This window comes from Microbacterium horticulturae (assembly GCF_029094505.1).
GTDB lineage: Bacteria > Actinomycetota > Actinomycetes > Actinomycetales > Microbacteriaceae > Microbacterium > Microbacterium horticulturae.
Window position 1 is genome coordinate 2090805 of record NZ_CP119108.1, and the last position, 24245, is coordinate 2115049.

Here is a 24245-nt window from a genome sequence, read left to right on the forward strand (position 1 = left end):
GAGAACTCCTAGAGATTCTTGCGGCGTGACGCGCCGGGCGGGCGCGCCGAACGAAGACGACGGGCAGCAACGGTGACACCCAAGAGCACCAGTATAGCGGGCACCGTCACCGCCATCAGTGGGATGCTGCCATACAGCACTCTGTCGCGGTCAGGCAGGAGTGGTGACACGGGCGTCGAGACGCGGTCCGCACGCGGCAGGGGCGGCACCTCGACCGCCTTCTCGGTCGGGGCGGGCGACTGCGAGGCCTGCACGGGCGCGCGCCGGTACAGCCTTATCCACTCCTCGAGCTGATGCGTCGGACTGTTGCCCGAGACCAGCGGCACGGTGTCGGCGACCGCAGCCGCGGCATCCACCAATCCGTACCCGTACAGCGAACTGGGCACCTGTGTCATCCCCGGCGCGCGCCGGGCGGTCTTGGTGACGCGCTCGATCACGTTCTCGGCGTCGAGATTCGGGTGCGCGGCACGCACGAGCGCGACGATCCCCGAGACGATGGGTGCGGCGCCGCTCGTGCCCTCCCAGAACACGACCTCACCGTCGGCGGACACGCCGAGCAGCCGCTCGCTGGGCGCCGACACCCCGATCGTGATGCCCTGCGTGGATGCGTCGCGACTGGCCTTCTCGTCAGGGGTGACGCCGGCGACCGTCAGCACGCCCGGGATCGTCGCGGGGGCGCCCACGACACCCGTGCCGCTCCCCCGGTTGCCGGCGGCCACGACGACCACCACGTCGTGCTGGTACGCGTAGAGGAACGCGTCGTCCCAGCTCTCGTCCCAGTCGAGCGTGTTCGTCGTGAACGACAGGTTGATCACCTTCGCGCCGTGGTCGACGGCCCAGTGCATGGCTTTGACGACCTGCTCGGTGAACGGCACGGGCGGGCTCGCATCGGGGAAGCCGATCGAGATGGAGAGGATGTCGGCCTTCGGCGCGACACCGATCATCGCCTCTTTGTCTCCGTGGTTGCGCGCAGCCGCCAGCGACGCCACCCAGCTGCCGTGATTGGCGTCGAGGGTGCCGACCGGCGTGCGTCCGTCGGAGGTGCCCGCTCCGGACACGTCGGTGCCGCCGACGACCGCGGGGTCCAGTTCAGGAGCATGACCGACGCCGGTGTCGATGACGGCGATCTTCACGCCCTTGCCCTGCGTGGTCTCCCAGGCCTTGGTGATGCCGTATTCGTCGAGCCAATACTCCTGAGAGCGGATCGAGTCGTCGTCGCCCTTCTCGTCTGCGGGTGCAGCAGACGCCGCGGTGCAGGCGAGCACCGCGACGGCCCCGGCCAGCAGTGCAGCGGCGAGCCGTCGGATCATGCGCGTCCCCCCGCAGGGCCGGGCGTGTCGGCGTCAGCGCGCAGCAGCGGACCGGGCTCGGCGCATGCACAGCGCTGCGGTGACCAGTTCGAGCGCTCGAGCGCGATGTCACCGATCGGGTTGACACCGGGGCCGGCGGCCAGCGCGTGTGCGGCCAGGGCGTGCAGGCACTTGACGCGCGTGGGCATGCCCCCGGCGGAGATGCCGTGGATCTCGGGAACGTCCCCGAACTGCGCGCGGTCGGCGAGGTAGGCCTCGTGCGCGCGGCGATACGCCCCCTGCAGCTCGGCGTCGGTGGCCAGCGCGTCCTGCAGCTCGCGCATGACGTGATCCGCCTCGAGCCGCGACATCTCCGCGGTCGCGGCCGGGTGTGTGAGGTAGTACATGGTCGGGAACGGCGTGCCGTCAGGCAGTCGCGGCGCGGTCGCGGCGACAGTGGGGTTTCCGCACACGCAGCGCGCGGCGATGCCGATGACACCGCGGGCGGGGCGACCGAGCTGCGCACGCAGCACGGCGAGGTCGGCGTCGTCGACAGGGGCGAACGGCTCAGTGGTCACGTCGACAAGGCTAGCGGGAGCGCCCGAGCGATCACCGGGAACCGGACGGGGACGGGGCCGGATGCCGCGACGAGCCTGGGTCGTCGGTCGACGCGACCGCGGTCTTGGCGAGCCCGGATGCGGCCAGCGACCGCACGAACTGCGACATCCAATCGGTCTTGGTCGTCTGCACGGTGTCGCTGACCGGTGCCTTGTCGCGCGGGATGTCGGTGTCGGGCAGATCGTCCTCGACGAGGTACACGATCTCGCTCGGCTTCGTGAAGTAGAGCCGCTCGCGCGCCTGCGTCGTGATGTATGCGGGGTCGTCCCAGCGGGTGCGCTGTCGGTTCAGCTCGGCGATCTGTTCCTTCGTGACCTGCACCGAGTGCTCGAGCTCGGCGATCTGCTGGCGCTGTCCGATGTAGGTACCGACCGTCGGCACGAGCACGAAGACCGCTATCACCACCAGCCCGAGCATGATGGCCGTGAAGCCCGACAGCCGCGATCCGGCCAGCCATGCGCGCACATCAACGGTGCGGCGTGGGGTGGATGCGGCATCCCGCGTCTTCTTCGCCTTCTGTGGTGACCGATCGGCCGTTTCGGAGACAGGAGAAGGGGGAGTCGGCCTGCGGACCATGACTCCCCCTTCCGTACGCCTGTGGCGGCGTCAGCCCTTGTAGCGCGGGAAGGCCGCGCGGCCGATGAACTCCGCCGCGTCGCCCAGCTCCTCTTCGATGCGCAGAAGCTGATTGTATTTCGCGACGCGCTCGCTGCGGGCGGGCGCGCCGGACTTGATCTGACCCGAGTTCACGGCGACCACCAGGTCGGCGATCGTGGTGTCTTCGGTCTCGCCCGAGCGGTGCGAGAACATCGTGGTGTAGCCCGAGCGGTGCGCGAGCTCGACGGCGTCGAGCGTCTCGGAGAGGGTGCCGATCTGGTTGACCTTGACCAGCAGCGAGTTGGCGACGCCGAGCTGGATGCCCTTGGCGAGGCGCTCGGGGTTGGTGACGAACAGGTCGTCGCCGACCAGCTGCACCTGGGTGCCGATCTTGTCGGTGAGGGCCTTCCAGTTGTCCCAGTCATCCTCGGCCAGCGCGTCCTCGATCGTGACGATCGGGTAGTCGTTCACCAGGCCCGCGAAGTAGTCGGTGAGCTTCTCAGCCGACCACGGCTTGCCCTCGACGGTGTAGACCCCGTCGGCGAAGAACTCGGTGGCGGCGACGTCCAGCCCCACGGCGATGTCGCGGCCCGGCGTGAAGCCCGCCTTCTCGATCGCCTTGACGAGGAAGTCGAGACCCTCGCGGTTGCTGGGCAGGTCGGGGGCGAAGCCGCCCTCGTCGCCGAGGCCGGTGGAAAAGCCCGCGGCCTTCAGCTCGCCCTTGAGGACGTGGTAGGTCTCTGCTCCCCAGCGCAGCGACTCGGAGAACGAGTCCGCACCGATCGGGGCGAGGAAGAACTCCTGGAAGTCGATGCCGTTGTCGGCGTGCTCGCCGCCGTTGATGACGTTGAACAGCGGAACGGGCAGCACGTGCGCGTTCGGGCCGCCCAGGTAGCGGAACAAGGGCAGATCGGCGCTGTCGGCGGCGGCCTTGGCGACCGCGAGGCTCACACCCAGGATCGCGTTGGCGCCCGTGCGCGACTTATTCTCGGTGCCGTCGGTGTCGATGAGGATCTCGTCGATGACGCGCTGGTCTGCGGCATCCACCCCTTCCACGGCAGGTCCCAGCTCGTCGACGACCGCGGCAACGGCCTTGAGCACGCCCTTGCCGCTGTACCGGCTCTTGTCGCCGTCACGCAGCTCGTACGCCTCGAAGGCGCCGGTGGACGCGCCCGACGGGACGGCCGCACGCTGCACGATGCCGTCGTCGAGGAGCACCTCCACCTCGACGGTCGGGTTGCCGCGCGAGTCCAGGATCTCGCGCGCGTTGACTGCCTCGATAAGTGCCACGGTGACTCCTTGAGTAGTGGTCTGAAGATCGCGGAGCGTCATCGGTCCGGCCACGAGTCTACTCAGAGCCGCGCGTCATGCCCGCGGTCGTGACGTCAGGCGCGTCGGTGGAGAGCCCCTCCACGATCTTCGTGATCCGACGCTTGCGCGTGGCCGGCTGCTTCGTCTCGGTCACGGCGCGCACGTGCTCCTTGCGGTAGGTGAAGGCGAGGGCGTCGAACGCAGCTCGCGCACCCGGCGCGGCATCCAACGCCTCCGCGAGGTCCGCGGGCACCTCCACCGTCCGTTCCCCCTCGTCGAGCTCCACGAGGGCATCGACCGTGTCGCCGATCTCGACGCCGAGCTCCGCCCGCGCCGCCTTCGACATCCCGATGAGGTTCTTCCCACCCATGACGCCCAGGCGCAGCCGCGCGGACCGGTCGCCGATCGTCACCCGCACGGCGGTGCGACGGCCTCCTCCGAGCTCGTCCACCTGCGCATCGCTGAGTTCTATTGCCGTCGCGGGGCCTTGCGGCTCGAGCACGGCGTGGATCTGCAGACTCATGCTCCGATCCTTCCGCCTCTGGCCGTGCGTGTCATCCCCTGCTCGCCGGGCGACGGCTGATTGCGGAACTGTCCGCACAGCGCAAGCAGCACCACGAACACCGCGAGGACACACCACGAGATGACCCCGAGCGGGCCGACGATCGCCAGATCGGGCTGTTCACCCGCGGCGACCAGCAGCAGGATGAGTCCGCCGACAGCGTTCAGCGATCCGTGGGCGAGTACCGCGGGCCACACCGATGCACTGCGCAGTCGCAGCCACCCCAGCAGCGCACCCCACGCAACGCACGCGCCGATCATCAGCAGCACGCCGACCACGTCGGTGCGCCCGAAGTCATAGCCGAGCAGGATCACCGGCGCATGCCAGACGCCCCACACGATGCCCGTCAACACGATCGCGGGCCACGTCCCCAGGGGCCGCAAGGCGGGCAGCAGCCATCCCCGCCAGCCCAACTCCTCCCCCGCCGTGAAGATGCTGTTGACCAGCGCGCCGCCCGGGATCATGACGAGCTGCACGATCACAAGGACCACCATCGGCGGCAGCGGCTGGCCTGGCGCGAGCGCCTGCAACTGCTGTGCGTACCCGGAGAAGTTCACGAGATCCACCCGCACGAGTCCGAGCACCGCCGCCACGCACGTCGTGACCACCACCACGACGATCGGCGCGAACAACGCGACTACCAGCATCCCGATGAACCGCCCGGTCGGGCGCAACGGCCACATCCCCAGGAACCGCAACCGACCTGTTCGCGGGGTGCGCATCGCGAACACCGCGACCAGCATCGCGATCGTGGGCGCGAACATCATCCCGCGCAGGATCCACGGAGCCCATGGCGAAGCCAGTCCGTCACCGGACACCCACAGCGGCAGCGCGACCAGCCAGCCGAGGCCGAGCGCGACGATGATGTACACGATCACCGCCGGCCAGGGCACCCGCGCCGGCTCCTTCTGCACGATGTCGGTCATCTCGACTCCTCTCGATCGACGCGGGATGCCGCGGCCGACGCAGTGGCAGAAAGCAGCGCCGCCCCGGTCGCCGCATCATCCACCGTCACGACGAAGGTCCGGCCGCTTCGGCGTGTGACCTCCAGCGCGTCGCCGGTGCGCAGCACGACACCGAAGCGCCCGTCGGTCGACAGCCGCACGCCCCACCCGCCGAACTCGGCGAAGGGATGCACCGGGACCACCCGGACCGCTGCGACGTCATCGGGCCGCACGCGGAACCGCGGCCAGCCGGCCGATGACCGCACGAGAAGTCCGGCCGTGTCCACCCGTACCCGGAAGGTCAGCATCGTCAGCATGAGCGCTCCGAGCAGCAGACAGACGAGTCCCAGAACCCACCACGACGGCTCCTCCAGCGCCCACATGACCACCGCGGTTGCGGCAAGCACGAGAAACAGCGCAGTCAGCGTGGCCACACCCGCACGACCCGTCGTGGCAGTTGCGGTCCACACAGCGCGCTCCCCCGGCGCGAGAACCATCGGCGACACCTCCTCGGCTGGGGTGCCGGTGGACGTCACTCGCGGCTGCAGAAACCACCCCGCGACCACGACCAACACGGCCCCAGCGCACCCGACGAAGACCCAGCCGGTGATGTCCGGTGTCTCCGCCGCGTCGTCAAGGCCACGCTGAACACCGACGCTGATGAGCATCATCCAGGCCAACATCGCGCTGACACCGAGACTCATCGCCCCCAGCAGCCGCGCGGTCGACGACCACTGCGGCCCGTTCGGGTCGCGCGGGGGCACCCGATGGGCGAACAGCGCGAACACGGCGAACAACGCGATAAGTCCGAGAGGCACACCCAGGCCGATCGCCAGGTACGTCCACGCCGGCCCGAACCCGTCGGGCCCACCGCCACCCGACCAGTGCGTCGCCGCGGGATCGGGCAGATCGGGCAGCCACAACGCGATCACAAGGGACGAGAGCAGGGTGATCACGACCGGCACGACGACCCCCACCCAGAGGAAGGCGCGGCGTGCACGACGGACATCGGGGCTCATACAGTGGTCTCCTTCACAAGAGCGGCGAGAGTCGCAGGCGACAGCCCGAGGGCGGCGGCCCGAGCGACGAGCGCGCGGATGTCATCGGCGAGCAGGGCCAGTGACGCGGCAGCGGCGGTCACGACGACCCCACGCCCGCGGCGCATATCGACCAGCCCCTCCTCGCGCAGGTTCTGATACGCCTTCAGCACGGTGTGCACGTTGATTCCGAGGGATGCCGCGACCTCCCGCGCCACCGGCAGGCGGTCGCCGGCGGCCAGGCGTCCCGCTGCGATCTCGGCACGCAACGACGCCGCGACCTGGTCGTACAGGGCCGCGTCGCTGGCGGGGTCGATGCGAACCAACACGCCTTTATTCTAGTTCAAGTAGAACAATACGGTCAAGAATTTGTCCCTTCAGCACAGCGGATGCCGCGCAGCGACGGCGGATTCGGCATCCTGTTCTCCATGCGTGTCACTCCCCGCCGCCTCGCTCTCGGCATGAGCCTGTGGATCCCCAACCTGTTCAGCGGCATCCGCGTGAAGCAGTTCTCCGACGACTGGACCAGCGCCACCGTCGAACTGCACGTGAATGTGTTCACCCGCAACTATGTGAAGACGGCGTTCGGCGGCTCGATGTCGGCGATGACCGACCCGTACTTCTTCATGCTCGTCATGCATCAGCTGGGCCGCGACTACGTGATCTGGGATACCAAGGGTGAGATCGAGTTCGTCAAGCCCGGGCGCGGCGTGCTCACCGCCCGCTTCGTGGTCTCTCCCGAGCGTGTCGCCCGGATCCGTGAGCACGCGCGGGGCGGTGTGAAGGTCCTCGAGTGGTTTGAGACCGACATCACCGACCGCGACGGCGACGTCGTCGCGCACGTACGCCGCGAGGTGTACATCCGCGAGAAGAAGCGCGTGACGCAGGCCGCGGCATCCTGATCCTCATCCTCGGTACGAAGACGCCGTGAACCCCAGCACGTTCCGGAAGTCGTTCGCCAGGTGGGCCTGATCGGTGTACCCGAGCTGCGCGGCGATCGCCGACAGGGGCTCATCGGGGTGCTCACGGACGCGCTGTGCGGCTTCTTGCAGCCGCCGGCGCCGGGTCATCGCCGCGGGCGGCAGCCCGACCGTACGATGTGCGAGCCGCTGCAGGGTGCGCACCGAGACGTTCAGCCGCGCCGCCGCATCTTCGACCCGCAGAACCGTCGCGTCGGTCATGAGCAGGCGCGCCATCTCGTTCGCGAGCCGCATCTCGGGCGTCGGGGCACCGATGCGATCGACGAGCCAGTGCCCCACGATCCCGGTGGCCTCCGCGATCAGTCCGCCGCGCATCGCCCGTGCCACGCGCGTGCGCAGGTCGATGGCGCCGATGCGGCGCTCGCTGTCGACGAGTTCGGCTGTATCCGCGGCGAGACCGGCGAACCCTGCCGGCCGCAGCAGCGCGCCCACAGCCCATCCCGAATCGATCAGCGTGCGATGCGAAAGGCGCGTGGTCGCGCCGTGCAGCGTCACCTCCTCGACGTCGATGACGAGGTTCGCCGCGGGATAGGAGAGCACGCTCTGGCACGATGGAACGCCCGGCGGCAGATCCCACTCGGGAACCCAGTACCACTCGACGAGCTCGGATGCCGCACCCACCGGCTCCGCGCGGGTGAAACGCGGCAGCTCGTCGGGCCGCAGAACGCCGCGCGTGCGGTCGAGCGGCACCTCCGGTCCCATCGCGTCAGAGTAGAGCGAATGTGTCGCGAATGTCCAAGCGACGGCTTCACGCGAGCTTCTAGCGTCGATGCCATGGACACGACAGAGAACACCACCGGCGTCTCCGGCGCCCACACCACCGATGGCCGCCCGAACGGCGCCACGAGCCTCACCCCGTTCCTCGCGATAGCGAACGCGCGGGCCGCCCTCGACTTCTACCGCGATGTGTTCGGCGCGCGCATCGTCGACGCGACCGAGTTCGACGGCGTCGTCGTGCACGCCACCGTCGACTTCGGCCTCGGCTGCCTGCAGATCGGAGACCCCTCACCCGCGTACGGGCTCGTTCCCGCACCGGACGGCGACGAGGACTGCTATTCGATGGGACTGTACCTGCCGGACGTGGATGCCGCGACCGAGCGCGCCGTCGCCACCGGAGCGACCGTGCGCGAGGCGCCCTCGACGTTCGTCTCCGGGGACCGATACGCGAGCATCCGCGACCCGTTCGGGGTGCGCTGGTCGTTGATGACCCGTGTCGAGGACCTCAGCGAAGAGGAGAGCGCCGCGCGCGTGGCCGAATGGGCCGCCGCACAGCAGGCCTGAGCGCGCTCGGGCCGCGGAGGGCGACCATCACTCTTCGCCGACGTCGGCGAGCGCCGGTTCTCCGGTGTCACGAATGAGGTAGACCCACGGGAACGAACGACAACCGATCGTCCATCCCGCGGTACGGTCGGCCGCCGTCATGCGCCACAGGGTGCGCCGATGCTCCCACTGCGTCGGCGTGCGGACCATGCGGTGCACGAACAGGCCGGCCTCGACCGTGTGCCAGCCGGCGCGGCCGGCAAGCGAGAGTTCGCGCATCTCATCGAACGCCGTGACCGGCCCGAGCCATCGCTCCGACTCCTGCACGGGCTCGGCATCGGCTGCGGCGCCGAATCGCTGCTGCGCGGCCTGGCGCGACATCCCCAGTTCCGTGCCGATGCGGGCCCAGCTCGCGCCCGCCGCGCGCGCGGCGGTCACCGACCGATGCAAGAGGTCGTCGGAAGCCCGCTGGGCCCGGGCGCTCGCCCCCACGATGGCGAGGTGGCCGTCGACGTCCAGTGCGTCCCCCTCGACCGCGACACCGGCTGCGGCGAGCACGGCGCGACCGACGGTGTCGTCGAGATCGCTCACCGGGATCCGCCCGCGCTCGGCCGCCACCACCGTGTGGAGGCCCGCCTGTGCATGCCCCCGGAGTACCCCCAGCAATAGGCGCCGACGAGCATCATCCCGACGCCTGCTCCGACGGCGAAGCCGCCGCCGAACCCGTGCCAGTCCAGACCGATCGACACGATCACCAGGGCGAATCCCACGGCGATGCCGGTGGTCGCGATCACGACGAGCGGTCGGATGCCGACGCGCCGCGCCGCGCCATTGTTACTGTGTTCCATAGGTGTCAACGTACAGTTGACAGACAGATGTGTCAAGACTTTGTTGACACATCTCAGACCAGCGGCTTCGTCTCCAGCTCGTTCTGACCGGCACTGACCGTCGCGAACGCGGTGTAGCCGTCGGCGGTCGCGCGCTCAAGGAGCCCCCTGAGGTTCTTCGTGCGCGTCTCCAGCCGCACGCGCGCACCGCCGGCGATCAGGCGGGCCTTGTGGGCTGCCAGCTCAGCGATCGGCACGTCCTTGTCGTGCACGAGCACGACCGACTCGGCCGCGGTATCCACCCCCTGCTCGACGAGATCGACGATCCGCTCGAATCCGATCGAGAACCCGACCGCAGGCACGTCCTGCCCGAGGAAGCGGCCGATCATGCCGTCGTAGCGCCCGCCACCGCCGAGCGAATAGCTCACGCTCGGGTGCGACAGCTCGAAGATCGTGCCCGTGTAGTACCCCATGCCGCGCACGAGGAACGGGTCGAACACGAGCGGCACCCCGCCCGGTCCGTCGCCCCCGGGGCGCGCCGCCGCCACTGCCTCACCGATGCCGACGAGGTGCGCGACCACGTCGTCGGGCGCGCCTTCGGGCAGCGCTTTGCGCACCTGTCCTTCGCCGAACGGGCGGAACTCGAGAGTCTGTGGACGTCGAAGGAACGCCTGGAACGCGTCGACGGCCGCAACGTCGGCTCCGCGCTCGCGCAGCTCGGCGGCGACGCCGTCGGGCCCGATCTTGTCGAGCTTGTCGATCGTGATGAGCACACCCGGGCGGGTGTCTGGTGCGAAGCCGAAGTGCTCCAGCATCCAGTCGAGCAACCGGCGGTCGTTGATGCGGATGCCGCCGCCCTCGAGGCCCAGCGCGTCGAGTGTGTCGAGCGTCGCGACGGCCAGCTCGGCCTCGGCCCGCGCTGACGCGTCGCCGATGATGTCGATGTCACACTGCATGAACTGGCGGTAGCGGCCCTTCTGCGGTCGCTCTGCGCGCCACACCGGCGCGATCTGGATCGCGTGGAAGACACTCGGCAGTTCGCCACGATGGCTGGCGAAGAAACGCGCGAGCGGAACCGTGAGGTCATAGCGCAGCCCGAGATCGGTGAGCTGTGCCGGGTCGTCGGCCGCGGCGCGGATGGCTTCGGCGTCGAGCCCGCGGCGCAGGATGTTGTAGGCGAGCTTCTCGTTGTCACCGCCCACACCGGCGTGCAACCGGGCGTATTCCTCCATCACGGGCGTCTCGATCTCGTCGAACCCGTGCGCGCGATAGCGCTCGCGGATGACGGCGAGCACGCGCTCGCGGCGGGCCTTGTCGGCGGGGAGGAAGTCGCGCATGCCGCGCGGCGGATTCACGGTGGGCACGACGGCTATTCTTCCAGGTCGGCCTCGGCACGCCGTACATCGGCCTCAAGCGCTCGCAGCCGTTCGCGCAGCGCCCTCTCGGCATCCCACCCGTTCACACGGGCGTGAGCCACGAGCGCGAGCAGCGCATCACCGAGCTCCGCCTCGGTCTCAGGTTCCGCAGACGCCACGACCCGCGGCGCCTCGGCGACCTCGGCCGATCGACCGAGCAGCTTCTGCGCGAGGGCGAGCGACGGCATCCGCTGGCTCACGCCGTCGAGCACCGACCGGCGCTCGCGCTTCTCGACGGCCTTCGCGGCGTTCCACAGCACGAGCACCTCGTCGGGCGTGCGTGCGACGGCGTCGCCGAACACATGCGGATGCCGACGCACCATCTTCTGCTCGAGACCCGCCGCGACGTCGTCGATGTCGAAGGGCTCCTCGGTGTCACGCGCGGCGATCTCGGCGTGGAACAGCACCTGCCAGAGCAGATCGCCGAGCTCTTCGCGCATGTCGTCTCGCGTGCCCGCTTCGACGGCGTCGATGAGCTCGGCGCTCTCCTCGACGAGGTATGGAACGAGGTCGCGATGGGTGATCTGCTGCGTCCACACGCAGCGGTCGCGCACCGCGTGCATGACCTCGGCGACCCGCCGGAGAGGGTCGGATGCCACGGGCCCCGGCTGCGGCATCCTCATTCCCCTTCCGACAGGAAATCGGCGATGGCCGCTCCCCATGCCCGGGTCTCGGCGAGCGTCCCGGCCACGGCGAAGCGCGAATCGGGGATCAGCTCGTGCAGCTGCTCGCCGGTGGAGACGGGATGCCCCGGGTCGTCGCTCCAGCTGAGGATCAGCGTGGGCACACCCAGCCCCCGGATAGCGTCCCGCGGAGGCAGGTCCGCCTCGGCGGCCCCCCGCAGCACCGTGGGCAGCAGCCGCTCGGAGACGCGGACCGGCAGCGGCGTATCAAGCTCGGCGAAGATCCCCTGCGCGGGCACGGCGGCCTGTGCGCGTTCGAGGGTGGCCAGGCCCTGCGTCTCGACGAGATCGGCCATCTGCCGATACATGTCGCCCTGGGCCGCGCGCGTCTCCCACGCCGTCGGGGGCGCCGTGAGCACAAGACGCGAGAAGCGATCGGGCCGGCGGACGGCGGCCGTCAGGATCGACCCGGTGCCCATCGAGCACCCGATCGCGGCCACCGGCGCATCGGGCTGCAGCTCATCGGTGAGCGCGAGGAAGTCGTCGGCGAGGCTCGTCCACGTGTAGGCGGCGGCCTCGAGCGGTCCCTCGGACGCGCCGTGCGCCGGCCAGTCCAGCCGCAGGAGCCGGAAACCGGCCGCCACGATCGGCGCGAAGTCGAAGATGCCCGCGTCCTCCATCGTGCGGCCGTCGTTGGTGAGCCCGTGACCGAAGACGACGAGCGGCCCTTCGCCCTCGACCGTCGCTGCCATCTGCGTTGTCATGCCTGCTGCCTCCTGTGCGCTCGTGCACGCCACGATACGACCACCGCCGCCACGGCGAGAGCGGCGAGCGACCCGCACAACACACCGAGCACGGCCTGGTCGCGGATGTCCGGATCGGCGAGGAACGCAAGGTTCGCCAGCAGCAGCGAGACCGTGAACCCGATGCCGCCCAGCGTGCCCGCGGCGATCAGATCGGCAAAGTGGATGCGGTCGGCCGGAGCCAGACGCAGCAGCTTCTGCGCGATCGCGGCGGTGCCGGCGATGCCGATGAGCTTGCCGACGGGCAATGCCAGCGCGATACCCCAGAACACCGGTGAGAGCGTGCCGGCACTCGGAATCGCCACGAGGGCCGCCGACAGCGCGAACAGCGGCAGCACGACTCCGTTCACCCACGGCTCGAGTACGTGGGCCGCCCGCATGCCGGGCCGCTGCGAGACGGCAAGACCCAGCAGCACGCCCGCGATCGTCGCGTGCACGCCAGAGGCGAGCATCACCGCCCACGCCGCGACCGCCACGACGATCATCACGGCGACGATCGACCGGCCGAAGCGGCCGCCCAGCGTGCGGCTGAGCACGCCGAACACCACGATGAGCACGAGCGCGAGCAGCAGCATCCCGAAGCTCACATCGTGGGCGAAGAGCACGGCGATGAACACGATACCGATGATGTCGTCGAGGATCGCGAGAGCCAGAAGGAACACACGTACCCGCGCGGGCAGGCCGCGCCCGACCACGGCCAGCACGCCCAGCGCGAAGGCGATGTCGGTCGCGGTCGGCACCGGCCAGCCCTGCCCCCACCCGGCGGGCGCGGCGATCAGCAGGTAGACGACGATCGGCGCCGCCACGCCGCCGGCCGCTGCGATGGCCGGCAGCAGCGCGTTGCGCGCCGACCGCAGCTGGCCGCTCGTGAGCTCGAACTGCAGTTCGACGGCGACCGTGAAGAAGAACACCGCGAGCAGCCCATCGGCGATCCACTCCCCGACATCGAGATCGAAGGGCGTGTGCGGGATGCCGAGCGCGAAGTGCTGCACCCGGAAGACCGCGTCGGCCGCCGGCGAGTTCGCCAGCAGGATGCCGCAGGCCGCCGCGAGCAGCAGCAGGACCGCGGCCAGGCGGGGAGAACGCAAGGGGTGGGACATATAGCCTCCGTCATCGTCGACGCCGCACGCGCGACGCCCGCCGACCAGACTTCCCGGCACACCGGGGTCAATCGTAGCGGGCGTAACCACCTCACCGGGCCCGGCTAGCGTGGAGAGTATGCGTGAACCCACTCCCACCGAAGCGATCACCCTCGTCGGGCGGTCAGAACGCACGGACGACGTCCCCGAACGGATGCGCGCCGATGTGCGCCTGCTGGCGGGGCTCCTCGGCCAGGTCTTGCGCGAGAGCGGCTCGGAGGGCCTGTACGACGACGTCGAACGGCTGCGTATCGCCGCCCTCCGCGCGCGGACCGACGGCACGCAAGAGGCCTTCGACGACGCGGCCGGCATCGTCGAAGGGTTCAGCGTCACCCGGGCCGACGAGGTCGCCCGCGCTTTCACCTCGTACTTCCACCTCGTCAACCTGGCCGAAGAGCACCAGCGCGTGCGGGTGCTCCGCGAACGCGAGGGACGCCCCGACCGCGAAGACGCCGGCGACTCGCTGGCTGCGGCCTTCGTGCAGCTCGCCGCCGAGGTCGGCGACGACGAGGCCCGCCGGCATCTCGGGCGGCTGCGCTTCCACCCGGTGTTCACGGCGCACCCCACCGAGGCGCGGCGGCGGGCGGTGTCGACGAGCATCCGGCGTCTCGCCGGGCTTCTCGACTCACACGATGCCGCTGTCCCCGACGGAGCCGACAGCCGACGCGCACGGCGACGCATCCTGGAGGAGATCGACACGCTCTGGCGCACCGCTCCCCTTCGCCCCGAGAAGCCGTCGCCGGTCGACGAGGTCACCGCCGTCACCGCGGTCTTCGACGAGACGCTGTTCACCGGCGCACCGCACGTGTACCGTCGTGCCGACGACGCGCTGCAGGGCGAGTCGTCCGGCTGCACCGCTCCCGTGGTGCCGCCCTTCGTGCGACTGGGCACGTGGGTGGGCGGCGACCGCGACGGCAACCCGTTCGTCACTGCGGCCGTCACTCGGCGCGCTGCCGAGGTCGCCTCCGAGCACGCCCTGGAGGCCTTGGAGCGCTCCGCCGCGCGTACCGGCCGAAGCCTCACCCTCGATGACACTCAGACCCCGCCGAGCGTCGAGGTCATGGCGCTGTGGGATCGCTACCGCGATCAGGATGAGGATGCCGCGGCCCGCATCGCCCGGCACGCACCGGACGAGACCCACCGCCGCGTCGTCCTGCTCATCTCACAGCGCATCGCCGCCACGGCGACCCGACACGCAGATCTGGCGTACGCGAGCCCCGACCAGTTGCTCGACGATCTGCGCATCGTGCAGCGGTCTCTGGTCGAGGGCGGTGCCGCGCGCGCCGCGTACGGTCATCTGCAGCACCTCATCTGGCAGGTGGAGACCTTCGGGTTCCACCTGGCCGAACTCGAAGTGCGCCAGCACTCGGCCGTGCACGCGAAGGCGCTCGCCGAGTTGGATGCCGGCGGCGAGCTCGGCTCGCAGACCGAAGAGGTGCTGGCGACCTTCCGAGCCGTCGCGCACGTGCAGCGGCGCTTCGGACCGACGGCGGCCGGCCGCTACATAGTGTCGTTCACCCGCTCGGCCTCTGACCTGATCGCCGTGCACCGCCTCGCGGCTTACGCGGTCGGCGACGGACAGGACGCGCCCGTCCTCGATGTGATCCCGCTGTTCGAGACGTTCGCCGACCTGCAGGCGGCTCCGGCCATTCTCGACGAGGTCGTCCGCTCCCCCGAGTTCGCCGCGGCGCTGGAGCGCAACGGCGGGCGGCTCGAGGTCATGCTCGGCTACTCCGACTCGTCGAAGGACGTCGGCCCGGTCGCAGCGACGCTGGCCCTCTACGAGGCGCAGGAGCGCATCACCACCTGGGCGCGCAACGCCGGGCTGGAGGTCACTCTCTTCCACGGGCGCGGCGGCGCACTGGGTCGCGGCGGCGGCCCGGCCAACAGCGCGATCCTCGCGCAGCCGCCGCATTCGGTCGACGACCGGTTCAAGCTCACCGAGCAGGGCGAAGTGATCTTCGCGCGGTACGGCGAGCCGGCCATCGCCATGCGGCACATCGAGCAGGTCGCCGCGGCGACGCTGCTCGCTTCGTCGCCGTCGGTGCAGACGCGCAACAGCGCCGCGGCCCGCCGCTTCGCCGACGTGGCGCAGACGATGGATGCGGCATCCCGCGACCGCTTCTTCACGCTCGTGCACGCCGACGGCTTCGCCTCGTGGTTCGCCACCGTGACGCCGATGCCCGAGATCGGTCGCCTCGCCCTCGGCTCGCGGCCCGCACGCCGCGGCCTGTCGGTCGACTCGCTCGACGACCTGCGGGCGATCCCCTGGGTGTTCTCGTGGTCGCAGGCGCGCATCAACCTCGCCGGATGGTTCGGGCTCGGCACCGCGCTGGAGGCGGTCGGAGACGTGCCGCTCCTGCGCGCCGCCTATCGGGAGTGGCCGCTGCTGCGCACGATGATCGACAACGTGGCGATGAGCATGGCCAAGACCGACGAGCGGATTGCACGCGGCTATCTCGCGCTCGGCGGGCGCGACGACCTCACCGAGCAGGTGCTGGCCGAGATGGCGCTCACGCGGCGCTGGATCACGATCGTGAAGGACGTGGACGCGCTCCTGGCCGACAAGCCGGTGCTGCAGCGCGCGGTCTCGCTGCGCGACCCCTACGTCGACGCGCTGTCGCTGCTGCAGCTGCGGGCTCTGCGCGCCCTGCGTACGGGAGGCGCCGAGACGGATCCCGAACTCGAGCGGCTCCTCCTGCTGACCGTCAACGGCGTCGCCGCAGGACTCCAGAACACCGGGTGATCCCGGCGGACCCGCCCCGGCGGGTCAGTCCAGGCGCCGGTCGTCGGCGTGGCGGGCGAGGCTGCGCCCGTAGCGCTCGGTGAGCTGCACCATGAGGTCGGGCGTGGAGCGGTCGAGGCCGAACACGTAACCGGGAAAGTCGAGCTCCTGCTGGGCGTTCCAGATGTCTTCGTGGCGGTCCGGCGGCAGGATCTGCACGGGTTCGCCCACCGCCACCCACCCGATCGGCACGACGGTCGACGCCGCGAGGTGCGTGCGCAGGTGCACGACGGCGTTGATGCGCACTTCGCAGCCGTCGTCGATGTGCGCGCCGTTGAAGATCCGCGTCCCGGTCGCCAAGAACACCTCCTGGCCGATCGTCGCCCCCGAGACGCTGGCCATCGGCCCCACGAGCGTGTGGTCTCCGATGTGCACGGGATTCGCCGCGGACGCCCGGATCAGCGCGTTCTCCATGACGATCACGCTCGCGCCGAGGGTGATCGGTCCGCCCTCGGCGGTGATGACGGCTCCGTGCAGCACCTGACATTCCGGGCCGATCGTGACGTCACCGCTGATCACCGCCGTCGGCGCCACGACGGCGCTCGCGTCGATCTTCGGACCCGCACCCACGTGTTCGAACAGCATCCCTCGCCCCTTGTGTTACGACGATCCGCGTGAGTCACAGAGTACCGCCGGGTAAAGTGAAACGGCCCGCACCCCGTGGACACGCCGCCTCCCGGCAGAAAGCCCCCAATTGTGACAACGACTCTGACTGCTCTTCCCGCCTCCGTCCGTTCCGTCTACGACAGCGTTGTCGCCCGCAATCCGCATGAACCCGAGTTCCTGCAAGCCGTCCACGAAGTCCTCGACTCGATCGGTCCGGTGCTGGATGAGCATCCCGAGTACGTCGACAGCGGCATCCTGGACCGCCTCGTCGAGCCCGAGCGGCAGATCATCTTCCGTGTGCCGTGGGTCGACGACGACGGCATCCAGCACGTGAACCGCGGCTTCCGCATCCAGTTCAATTCCGCTCTCGGTCCCTACAAGGGCGGACTGCGCTTCCACCCGTCCGTGAACCTCTCGATCGTGAAGTTCCTCGGCTTCGAGCAGATCTTCAAGAATGCTCTGACCGGTCAGGGCATCGGCGGCGGCAAGGGCGGAAGCGACTTCGACCCGCACGGCCGCTCCGACGCCGAGGTGATGCGCTTCTGCCAGTCGTTCATGAGCGAGCTGTACCGTCACATCGGCGAACACACCGACGTGCCGGCCGGTGACATCGGCGTAGGCGGCCGTGAGATCGGCTACCTGTTCGGCCAGTACCGCAAGATCACCAACCGCCACGAGTCCGGTGTGCTCACGGGCAAGGGCCTGGGCTGGGGCGGTGCCGAGGTACGCACCGAGGCGACCGGGTACGGTGCCGTCTTCTTCGTGCAGGAGATGCTCGCCGTCCATGGCGAGACCCTCGAAGACAAGCGCGTCGGCGTCTCGGGCTCGGGCAACGTCGCGATCTACGCGATCGACAAGGCGCGCCAGCTCGGCGGCCTGCCCGTCACCGCCTCAGACTCGTCGGGATACGTCATCGACGAGGCCGGCATCGACGTCGACCTGCTGCGCCAGATCAAGGAGGTCGAGCGCGCCCGCATCTCCGAGTACGCCGCCCGCCGTCCGGGTGCGCGCTATGTCGACGGCGGTCGGCCGTGGGAGGTGCCGGTGGATGTCGCGATCCCGTCGGCCACGCAGAACGAGATCGATGCCGACGACGCGCGGGCGTTGGTCGCAGGCGGCGTGCGCGCTGTCGCCGAGGGCGCCAACATGCCTTCGACGCCCGAGGCCGTCGAGGTCTTCCAGTCGGCGGGCGTCCTGTTCGGGCCCGGCAAGGCCGTGAACGCCGGCGGTGTCGCGACGTCGGCACTGGAGATGAGCCAGAACGCCGGCCGCGAGCACTGGAGCTTCGCCGACAGCGAGCACAAGCTGCGCGCGATCATGCGCGATGTGCATGCCGCGTCGTTCACCGCCGCGCGCCGCTACGGCCACGAGGGCGACTACGTCGTCGGTGCCAACTGCGCGGGATTCGAGCGCGTCGCGTCAGCGATGCACGCGCAGGGCGTCATCTGACCCCTCCTCGTCACAGAGTGGCCGCGTTCCCCCGCCGATGAGATCGGCGCCGTGGAATCGCGGCCACTCTGCTGTGCGGGTGTGGATGCCGCGGCCCGCCGCATCCGGGATTTCAGTGCGCATCTGCTCGCCGTAGGCCGGGTGCCCGCCTGACGTGCCGCGGCCCGGCAACACGCGGGTCAGGATGCCGTCGACTCGGCCTTCTCTGTCACCGGCAACGGCCACAGCTGGTCCAGCAGCTGCCCCACCCACGCGATGAGCTCACCGTCGGCGAGACGCTCGCCGTCGGCCGTGGGCAGCGGCACGACGACCGCCTCTCCCCCGGCGACGAGCTTGGCCTTCGGGTAGAGGCGCTGCAGCCGGACCCGCATCGAGTCGGGCAGGTTCGCGGGCGCGACGCGCAGGTTCGGTCCCATCGCCACCACGTCGGCCAGGCCCGAGCGCGCAGCGCGGCGGCGCAGACGCGCGACGGCGATCAGGCCCTCCGTCTCGGCCGGCAGCTCGCCGTACCGGTCGCGCAGTTCGTCGATCACGAGGTCGATCGCGTCGTCGGCGGCCGCCACAGCCGCGGCCGCCGACAGCTTCTGGTACGCCTCCAGGCGCAGCCGCTCGCTGTCGATGTAGGTCTCGGGGATGCGCGCCTGCACCGGCAATTCGAGCCGCAGCTCGGTGGGCCCCTCGGTCTCATCGCCGCGGAAGGCCGCGACAGCCTCGCCCACCATGCGCAGGTACAGGTCGAAACCCACCCCCGCGATGTGCCCGGCCTGCTCGGCGCCCAACAGGTTGCCCGCGCCGCGCAGCTCGAGGTCCTTCAGCGCGACCTGCATGCCCGATCCGAGGTCGTTGTTCACCGCTATCGTCTCGAGCCGGTCGGCCGCGGTCTCTGACAGAGGCTTCATCTCGTCGTAGAGGAAGTACGCATACGCGCGCTCGCGCCCGCGGCCCACACGGCCGCGGAGCTGATGCAGCTGCGACAGCCCGTACTTGTCGGCGCGGTCGATGATGATCGTGTTGGCGTTCGAGATGTCCAGGCCGGTCTCGATGATCGTGGTCGACACCAGCACGTCCGCGCGGCGCTCCCAGAAGTCGTCGACCACCTGCTCCAGCTGGTTCTCACCCATCTGGCCGTGCGCGACAGCGATGCGTGCCTCGGGGACGAGTTCGGCCAGCTCGGCAGCGACCTTCTGGATCGACTTCACACGGTTGTGAACATAGAAGACCTGCCCCTCGCGGAGGATCTCGCGTCGGATCGCGGCTGCGACCTGCTTGTCGCTACGCGGCCCGACGTAGGTCAGGATGGGGTGCCGGTCCTCCGGCGGGGTCTGCAGCGTGGACATCTCACGGATGCCGGTGACCGCCATCTCAAGCGTGCGCGGGATCGGCGTCGCGCTCATGGCGAGGATGTCGACGCCCACCTTGAGCTTCTTCAGCGCGTCCTTGTGCTCCACACCGAATCGCTGCTCCTCGTCGACGATGAGCAGTCCCAGGTCTTTGAAGATGACCTTCTCGGTCAGGATGCGGTGTGTGCCGATGACCATGTCGATAGTGCCGTCGGTGAGCCCGGCGAGCGTCTGGCGCGCCTCCTTGTCGGTCTGGAAGCGCGACAGCGGCCGCACCTTGACCGGGAAGCCGGCGAAGCGCTCGGCGAACGTCTCCAGATGCTGCTTGACCAGCAGCGTCGTGGGCACGAGCATCGCGACCTGCTTGCCGTCCTGAATCGCCTTGAACGCGGCGCGGACGGCGACCTCGGTCTTGCCGAAGCCCACATCGCCTGACAGCAGCCGGTCCATCGGGATCGGCTTCTCCATGTCGGCTTTGATCTCATCGATCGTCTGCAGCTGGTCGGGCGTCTCTGCGAACGGGAACGCCTCTTCCAGCTCACGCTGCCACGGCGTGTCAGGACCGAAGGCATGCCCCTTCGACGCCATGCGCGCCGAGTAGAGCTTCACGAGCTCCACGGCGATGTCGCGCACCGCCTTACGGGCCTTGCCCTTGGCCTGGGCCCAGTCGCTTCCGCCCATCTTCGACAGGCTCGGAGCGTCACCCCCGACGTACCGCGAGAGCAGGTCGAGCTGATCGGTGGGCACGTACAGTTTGTCGCCGGGGTGCCCCCGCTTGCTCGGCGCGTATTCGAGCACGAGGTACTCGCGGGTGCTCTTGACGGGGTTGCGCCCGCCGCTGGACACCTCGCGCTGCGTGAGCTCGACGAACTTGCCGATGCCGTGGGTGGAATGCACGACGTGATCGCCCGGCTTCAGCTGCAGCGGGTCGACGACATTGCGGCGACGCGAGGCCAGTTTGCGCACGACCCGCGAGTCGGCACCGATCGTGCGTCCGTAGAACTCGTTCTCGGTGAAGACCGCCAGACGGGCGGTGGATGCCTCGAACCCGCGCTCGAGCGTGGCGACGACCACGTGCACGACACCGGGCTCAGGAATCTCGAGCACCTCGTCGACCCGGCGTGCCGCGATGCCGCGTTCGGCCAGCACATCGCGCGCCCGGTCTGCCAGCCCCGCACCGGATGCGGCGACGACGACCCGATAGCCGTCACCGATCAGCTGAGCGATGCGCCCGGTGGCTCCGTCGATGTTGCCCTGGAACGAGGGCACGGCCTGTCCGTCGACGCGCACGGCATCGGTGGCGACGGCGTCGGCCTCGACGAGGCCCTCGGCGGCGGCATCCACCGCTCCCGAGTCGAACGCGCTGAGGGTCCACCACACGCCGCCGCGCTCGCGCGTGCGTTCGTGCAACTCCGGCAGTGCGAGGAAGTCCCCGGACCCCAGGTCGACGGGCGTCTGCCCACCCGCCGTCGCCGCACTCCACGCCGCCTCGAGGAACTCGCGGTTGGTCTCGGAGAGGGTCATCGCGCGCGTCACGGCGCGCTCCGGGTCGAGCAGCGCGACAGCGGTGCCGGCGGGCAGATAGTCAACGAGGCTGACGAGCTCGTCGACGAGCGCCGGGGTGAGCGACTCCATTCCCTCGGCCGGGATGCCCTCGGCCATCTTCTCGAGCATGCCCTGCAGCCCCGGCGCGGTCGCCGCGAGCCCCCGCGCGCGCTCGCGCACCTCGGCCGTCAGCAGCAGTTCTCGGCTGGGAAGCAACTCGACCTGGGCCACGTCGCCGGGCAGACTGCGCTGGTCGGCGACTGAGAAGGCACGGATCTGATCGACCTCGTCGCCGAAGAACTCGACCCGGAAGGGATGGTCTGCCGTGGGCGGGAACACATCGAGGATGCCGCCGCGCACCGCGAACTCGCCACGGCGCGACACCATGTCGACCCGCAGGTACGCGCGCTCGACGAGCTGCGCGCTCACCGCCGACAGGTCGTAGCCGCGCGCACCGGTCGCCAGCACGATGGGGGCCGCGTCGTCGAGCCCAGGCGCAAGCGGCTGCAAGGCCGCGCGCACCGACGCGGTGACGACGAGCGGACCGGATGCCGCGGCATCCTGCCACTCGCGTGCGCGACGGAGCACGTCCAGTCGCCGGCCGACGGTCTCGGCGCTCGGGCTCAGCCGCTCGTGCGGCAGCGTCTCCCACGCCGGGAAGTGGAGCACCGTCGCGCCGGGAAGAAGCTCGGTCAGCGCCGGGCCGACAGACTCCGCCCGCCTGCTCGTCGGCGTGATCACCAGCAGGGCAGCGGGGCGTCCGCTCTCGCGGCGGCGTTCGGTGAGCGCGGCGAGCACCGGCGCATTCAAGCCCTCGACGAGCGAGAGGTCGGTGTCGACGGATGCCGCTGCCAAGGCGTCGCGAACGGTCTCAGCCTGCGCGAGGGCGCGCGCGATCCCGGGAACTGTCACCAGAGGATTCTACGGCGCTCCACGGACACTCCGGCTCCGGCCCCTAGGATGAGGGCCGTGAGCTCCGATCTGTTCGCCCCGCTGCCCGAACCGACCGACGACCCCTTCGGCGCCGCGCCCTCCTCGCGCACGCTCGGCCTCGTCGCCCTCATCGTGGCCGCCGTGGTCGTGCTCGCCGCGTCGATCGGCGCCGCCATCGCCGGTTACCCCCTGGGCGAAGCCGCCGGGCACGCGTTCGCGTCGACGCCGGTGGGCCAGAGCGTCGACCCGAGCTGGATGTCGACGCTGCAGGGCTGGGTCGCCGTGCTGGAGGTCGCCTTCTGGCTCGGAACGCTGGGCGGCATGTGGGCGCTCATCCAGGGCCTCATCGCCATCGCCACGGGCCGGGGGCGTGCCCTGGGCATCGCGGCCGCGGTCATCGCGGTCGCCGGCCCCATCGTGTTCACCGCGGCCGGCACGATGACGATGCTCGCCGGGTACGCGACGGCCGCAGCCATGCCGGTGGGCTGACCCGACCGGATCTCGTCACGCGCGCGGCGCGTGGTGCTTCTGCTGCGCGGCCACGAGGCCCTCGTCGATCAGCTGCTCGACGGCGTCCGCGGCGTCAGACAGCACCATCGCCAGGCCTGCGCGATCGGTCCCCGCGAACGGAGCCAGCACCCAGTCGGCCGGGTCCTGGCGACCGGGCGGGCGGCCGATCCCCACGCGCACGCGAGAGAACTCCGCGGTCCCGAGCGCCTTGGCGATATCGCGAACCCCGTTGTGGCCGCCGTGCCCTCCGCCGATCTTCAGCTTGAGCGAGTCGAAGGGGATGTCGAGCTCGTCGTGGACGACCACCACGTGGGCAGGGTCGATGCCGTAGAAGCGCGCGAGAGAAGCGACCGGCCCGCCCGACACGTTCATGAAGCAGTTGAGCTTGGCCAGGACGACCTTGTCTCCGCCAGGCCGCACCCATGTCTCGGCGACGCGGGCGCCCGCCTTATGCGTCTTGAAGCGCTCGCCACGACGCGAGGCCAACTCGTCGACGACCATCTGACCGACGTTGTGCCGGGTCGACTCATACTGCGGCCCGGGATTGCCCAAGCCGACCACCAGCCATGTCTGAGGCATCCTCATCCCTCCGGATACGCGTCGAGGGGGCACGCAACGCGCACCCCCTCGACGAAAACGCGGGTCACTCCGCAGCGGACTCCTCGGTCGGAGCCTCAGCGGCCTCTTCGTTCTGCTCCGTCGACTCCGTCTCGGCAGCGGCGGAGGGAACCGAGATCGCGACGATCAGCAGCTCGGGGTCGTCGATGAGCGCGGCACCCTTGGGCAGCTCGATGGCTCCGGCGGTGAGGTGGTCGCCCTCCTCACGGCCCGTGACATCCACGAGGACGTGCTCGGGAATGTGGGTGGCCTCGACCTCGAGTCGAAGCGTCTGGGTGTCGAGGTTGACCATCGTGCCGGGGGCCGACTCGCCCTCGACGACGACGGGCACCTCGACCTCGATCTTCTCGCCCTTCTTCACGACGAGCAGGTCGATGTGCTCGATGATCTGGCGCACCGGGTCACGCTGCACATCCTTGACCAGCGCCAGCTGGTTCTTGCCGTTGACGTCGAGCTCGAGGAGGGCGTTGGCGCGACGCACGAGCAGCGACAGCTGGTGACCGGGCAGCGCGACGTGCACCGGGTCGGTGCCGTGGCCGTAGATGACGGCAGGGATCTTGCCGGCTGCGCGCAGGCGGCGGGCGAAGCCCTTGCCGAAGTTATCACGCAGTTCTGCGTGGACCGTGGTGTCCTCAGACATGTGAATCTCCTTGCGGGACCTGCGACGCAGGTCCGGATGTATTTGGGGGTCGTGTTCAACTCGAACGCATGCGCGTGAGGAAAGCCACCAGGGCCTGCTTCACTGCGTCGATCACGGATACCGCCATTCCGCCGAACGGGCGGACGCGGCGTCCCTCGCCGAAGTTGCATCCCGAGTCTATCAGGCGGACCGGTACGATGAAGACGACGCCCACCGCAACGACCACGGAGGAAACCATGGATGCCCAGCTCGCTTCGGATCTTGTGCTCGGCTACGTCGGCCTCGTCGTGGTCATCGGCATCGTCGGCATCGTCGCGTCGTTCTGGTACCTCGGCCGCCAGAACTATCGCAAGCACTGATCCGCGGAGGCCCGCGACGGTCATCGTGCGCTGTCACGCAACAGAGACACACACG

At 69.9% G+C, this 24245-nt stretch carries 26 protein-coding genes; 6 read left to right on the forward strand and 20 right to left on the reverse strand.

Annotation, left to right across the window (positions count from 1 at the left end):
* Positions 1–8: 8 nt before the first annotated feature.
* From PU630_RS10100 to PU630_RS10135, 8 genes are read right to left on the reverse strand one after another with little or no spacing between them, the layout of a single operon-like run.
* Entirely contained in the window at positions 9–1310 is a 1302-nt protein-coding gene (locus tag PU630_RS10100; RefSeq protein ID WP_428981947.1) for a S8 family peptidase, read from the reverse strand.
* Positions 1307–1867 (reverse strand): DUF501 domain-containing protein, encoded by a 561-nt coding sequence (locus PU630_RS10105; RefSeq protein ID WP_275276948.1) that lies wholly within the window; start codon positions 1865–1867, stop codon positions 1307–1309. Before PU630_RS10105 ends, PU630_RS10100 begins: the two co-directional genes overlap by 4 nt.
* Positions 1868–1898: 31 nt before the next feature.
* Positions 1899–2483: an FtsB family cell division protein gene (locus tag PU630_RS10110; RefSeq protein ID WP_275276949.1), complete on the reverse strand. Its 585-nt coding sequence runs from the start codon at positions 2481–2483 to the stop codon at positions 1899–1901.
* Positions 2484–2513: 30 nt separating this feature from the next.
* On the reverse strand, positions 2514–3794 hold the full coding sequence (gene eno, locus PU630_RS10115) for a phosphopyruvate hydratase (protein WP_275276950.1): 1281 nt from the start codon (positions 3792–3794) through the stop codon (positions 2514–2516).
* 58 nt (positions 3795–3852) lie between these two features.
* Positions 3853–4338 carry a YdeI/OmpD-associated family protein gene (locus tag PU630_RS10120; RefSeq protein ID WP_275276951.1) on the reverse strand — a complete coding sequence of 162 codons (486 nt, stop codon included), beginning with the start codon at positions 4336–4338 and terminating at the stop codon, positions 3853–3855.
* Positions 4335–5303 carry a CPBP family intramembrane glutamic endopeptidase gene (locus tag PU630_RS10125; RefSeq protein WP_275276952.1) on the reverse strand — a complete coding sequence of 323 codons (969 nt, stop codon included), beginning with the start codon at positions 5301–5303 and terminating at the stop codon, positions 4335–4337. Before PU630_RS10125 ends, PU630_RS10120 begins: the two co-directional genes overlap by 4 nt.
* Positions 5300–6340, reverse strand: a complete 1041-nt coding sequence (locus tag PU630_RS10130; RefSeq protein ID WP_275276953.1) for a DUF1648 domain-containing protein — start codon at positions 6338–6340, stop codon at positions 5300–5302. Before PU630_RS10130 ends, PU630_RS10125 begins: the two co-directional genes overlap by 4 nt.
* Complete coding sequence (locus PU630_RS10135) at positions 6337–6687, reverse strand: GntR family transcriptional regulator (RefSeq protein ID WP_275276954.1); 351 nt, start codon at positions 6685–6687, stop codon at positions 6337–6339. The genes PU630_RS10130 and PU630_RS10135 overlap by 4 nt, the downstream gene beginning before the upstream one ends.
* Before the next feature lie 60 nt (positions 6688–6747).
* Between PU630_RS10135 and PU630_RS10140 the strand changes: the two genes are divergently transcribed.
* A complete protein-coding gene (locus PU630_RS10140) occupies positions 6748–7260 on the forward strand; it encodes a PaaI family thioesterase (RefSeq protein WP_275276955.1) in 513 nt (170 codons plus the stop codon).
* Between the two features lie 3 nt (positions 7261–7263).
* On the opposite strand, the gene PU630_RS10145 is transcribed toward PU630_RS10140, so the two are convergent.
* On the reverse strand, positions 7264–8040 hold the full coding sequence (locus tag PU630_RS10145; protein WP_275276956.1) for a helix-turn-helix transcriptional regulator: 777 nt from the start codon (positions 8038–8040) through the stop codon (positions 7264–7266).
* 72 nt (positions 8041–8112) lie between these two features.
* Here PU630_RS10145 and PU630_RS10150 point away from each other — a divergent pair, with 72 nt between their 5' ends.
* Entirely contained in the window at positions 8113–8619 is a 507-nt protein-coding gene (locus PU630_RS10150) for a VOC family protein (protein WP_275276957.1), read from the forward strand.
* Between the two features lie 27 nt (positions 8620–8646).
* On the opposite strand, the gene PU630_RS10155 is transcribed toward PU630_RS10150, so the two are convergent.
* From PU630_RS10155 to PU630_RS10180, 6 genes are read right to left on the reverse strand one after another with little or no spacing between them, the layout of a single operon-like run.
* Positions 8647–9189, reverse strand: a complete 543-nt coding sequence (locus PU630_RS10155) for a hypothetical protein (protein ID WP_275276958.1) — start codon at positions 9187–9189, stop codon at positions 8647–8649.
* On the reverse strand, positions 9186–9446 hold the full coding sequence (locus PU630_RS10160) for a hypothetical protein (protein ID WP_275276959.1): 261 nt from the start codon (positions 9444–9446) through the stop codon (positions 9186–9188). Before PU630_RS10160 ends, PU630_RS10155 begins: the two co-directional genes overlap by 4 nt.
* A gap of 53 nt (positions 9447–9499) precedes the next feature.
* Positions 9500–10762, reverse strand: a complete 1263-nt coding sequence (locus PU630_RS10165) for a histidine--tRNA ligase (RefSeq protein ID WP_275280073.1) — start codon at positions 10760–10762, stop codon at positions 9500–9502.
* A 32-nt stretch (positions 10763–10794) separates the two neighbouring features.
* Complete coding sequence (locus tag PU630_RS10170; protein ID WP_275276960.1) at positions 10795–11457, reverse strand: nucleoside triphosphate pyrophosphohydrolase; 663 nt, start codon at positions 11455–11457, stop codon at positions 10795–10797.
* Positions 11458–11459: 2 nt separating this feature from the next.
* A complete protein-coding gene (locus tag PU630_RS10175; RefSeq protein WP_275276961.1) occupies positions 11460–12227 on the reverse strand; it encodes an alpha/beta fold hydrolase in 768 nt (255 codons plus the stop codon).
* Positions 12224–13366 (reverse strand): Na+/H+ antiporter NhaA, encoded by a 1143-nt coding sequence (locus tag PU630_RS10180; protein ID WP_275276962.1) that lies wholly within the window; start codon positions 13364–13366, stop codon positions 12224–12226. Before PU630_RS10180 ends, PU630_RS10175 begins: the two co-directional genes overlap by 4 nt.
* 118 nt (positions 13367–13484) lie before the next feature.
* On the opposite strand from PU630_RS10180, the gene PU630_RS10185 reads away from it, so the two are divergent.
* Entirely contained in the window at positions 13485–16151 is a 2667-nt protein-coding gene (locus PU630_RS10185; RefSeq protein WP_275276963.1) for a phosphoenolpyruvate carboxylase, read from the forward strand.
* A gap of 24 nt (positions 16152–16175) precedes the next feature.
* Here PU630_RS10185 and PU630_RS10190 read toward each other — a convergent pair whose 3' ends face one another.
* Positions 16176–16775, reverse strand: a complete 600-nt coding sequence (locus tag PU630_RS10190; RefSeq protein WP_275276964.1) for a gamma carbonic anhydrase family protein — start codon at positions 16773–16775, stop codon at positions 16176–16178.
* 108 nt (positions 16776–16883) lie between these two features.
* Here PU630_RS10190 and gdhA point away from each other — a divergent pair, with 108 nt between their 5' ends.
* Positions 16884–18245: an NADP-specific glutamate dehydrogenase gene (gene gdhA, locus PU630_RS10195; RefSeq protein WP_275280074.1), complete on the forward strand. Its 1362-nt coding sequence runs from the start codon at positions 16884–16886 to the stop codon at positions 18243–18245.
* 179 nt (positions 18246–18424) lie between these two features.
* Here the strand turns inward: gdhA and mfd are convergent, their stop codons facing one another.
* Positions 18425–22042: a transcription-repair coupling factor gene (mfd, locus tag PU630_RS10200; protein WP_275276965.1), complete on the reverse strand. Its 3618-nt coding sequence runs from the start codon at positions 22040–22042 to the stop codon at positions 18425–18427.
* Positions 22043–22099: 57 nt separating this feature from the next.
* Here mfd and PU630_RS10205 point away from each other — a divergent pair, with 57 nt between their 5' ends.
* Complete coding sequence (locus tag PU630_RS10205; RefSeq protein ID WP_275276966.1) at positions 22100–22552, forward strand: hypothetical protein; 453 nt, start codon at positions 22100–22102, stop codon at positions 22550–22552.
* A gap of 15 nt (positions 22553–22567) precedes the next feature.
* On the opposite strand, the gene pth is transcribed toward PU630_RS10205, so the two are convergent.
* The 3 genes from pth to PU630_RS10220 form a co-directional block, all read right to left on the reverse strand.
* On the reverse strand, positions 22568–23152 hold the full coding sequence (pth, locus tag PU630_RS10210; RefSeq protein WP_275276967.1) for an aminoacyl-tRNA hydrolase: 585 nt from the start codon (positions 23150–23152) through the stop codon (positions 22568–22570).
* 64 nt (positions 23153–23216) lie between these two features.
* Entirely contained in the window at positions 23217–23831 is a 615-nt protein-coding gene (locus PU630_RS10215; RefSeq protein ID WP_275276968.1) for a 50S ribosomal protein L25/general stress protein Ctc, read from the reverse strand.
* A gap of 55 nt (positions 23832–23886) precedes the next feature.
* On the reverse strand, positions 23887–24069 hold the full coding sequence (locus tag PU630_RS10220; RefSeq protein WP_275276969.1) for a hypothetical protein: 183 nt from the start codon (positions 24067–24069) through the stop codon (positions 23887–23889).
* Here PU630_RS10220 and PU630_RS10225 point away from each other — a divergent pair.
* Positions 24068–24190, forward strand: a complete 123-nt coding sequence (locus PU630_RS10225) for a hypothetical protein (RefSeq protein WP_275276970.1) — start codon at positions 24068–24070, stop codon at positions 24188–24190. The two genes, PU630_RS10220 and PU630_RS10225, sit on opposite strands and share 2 nt — an antisense overlap.
* Positions 24191–24245 lie beyond the last annotated feature (55 nt).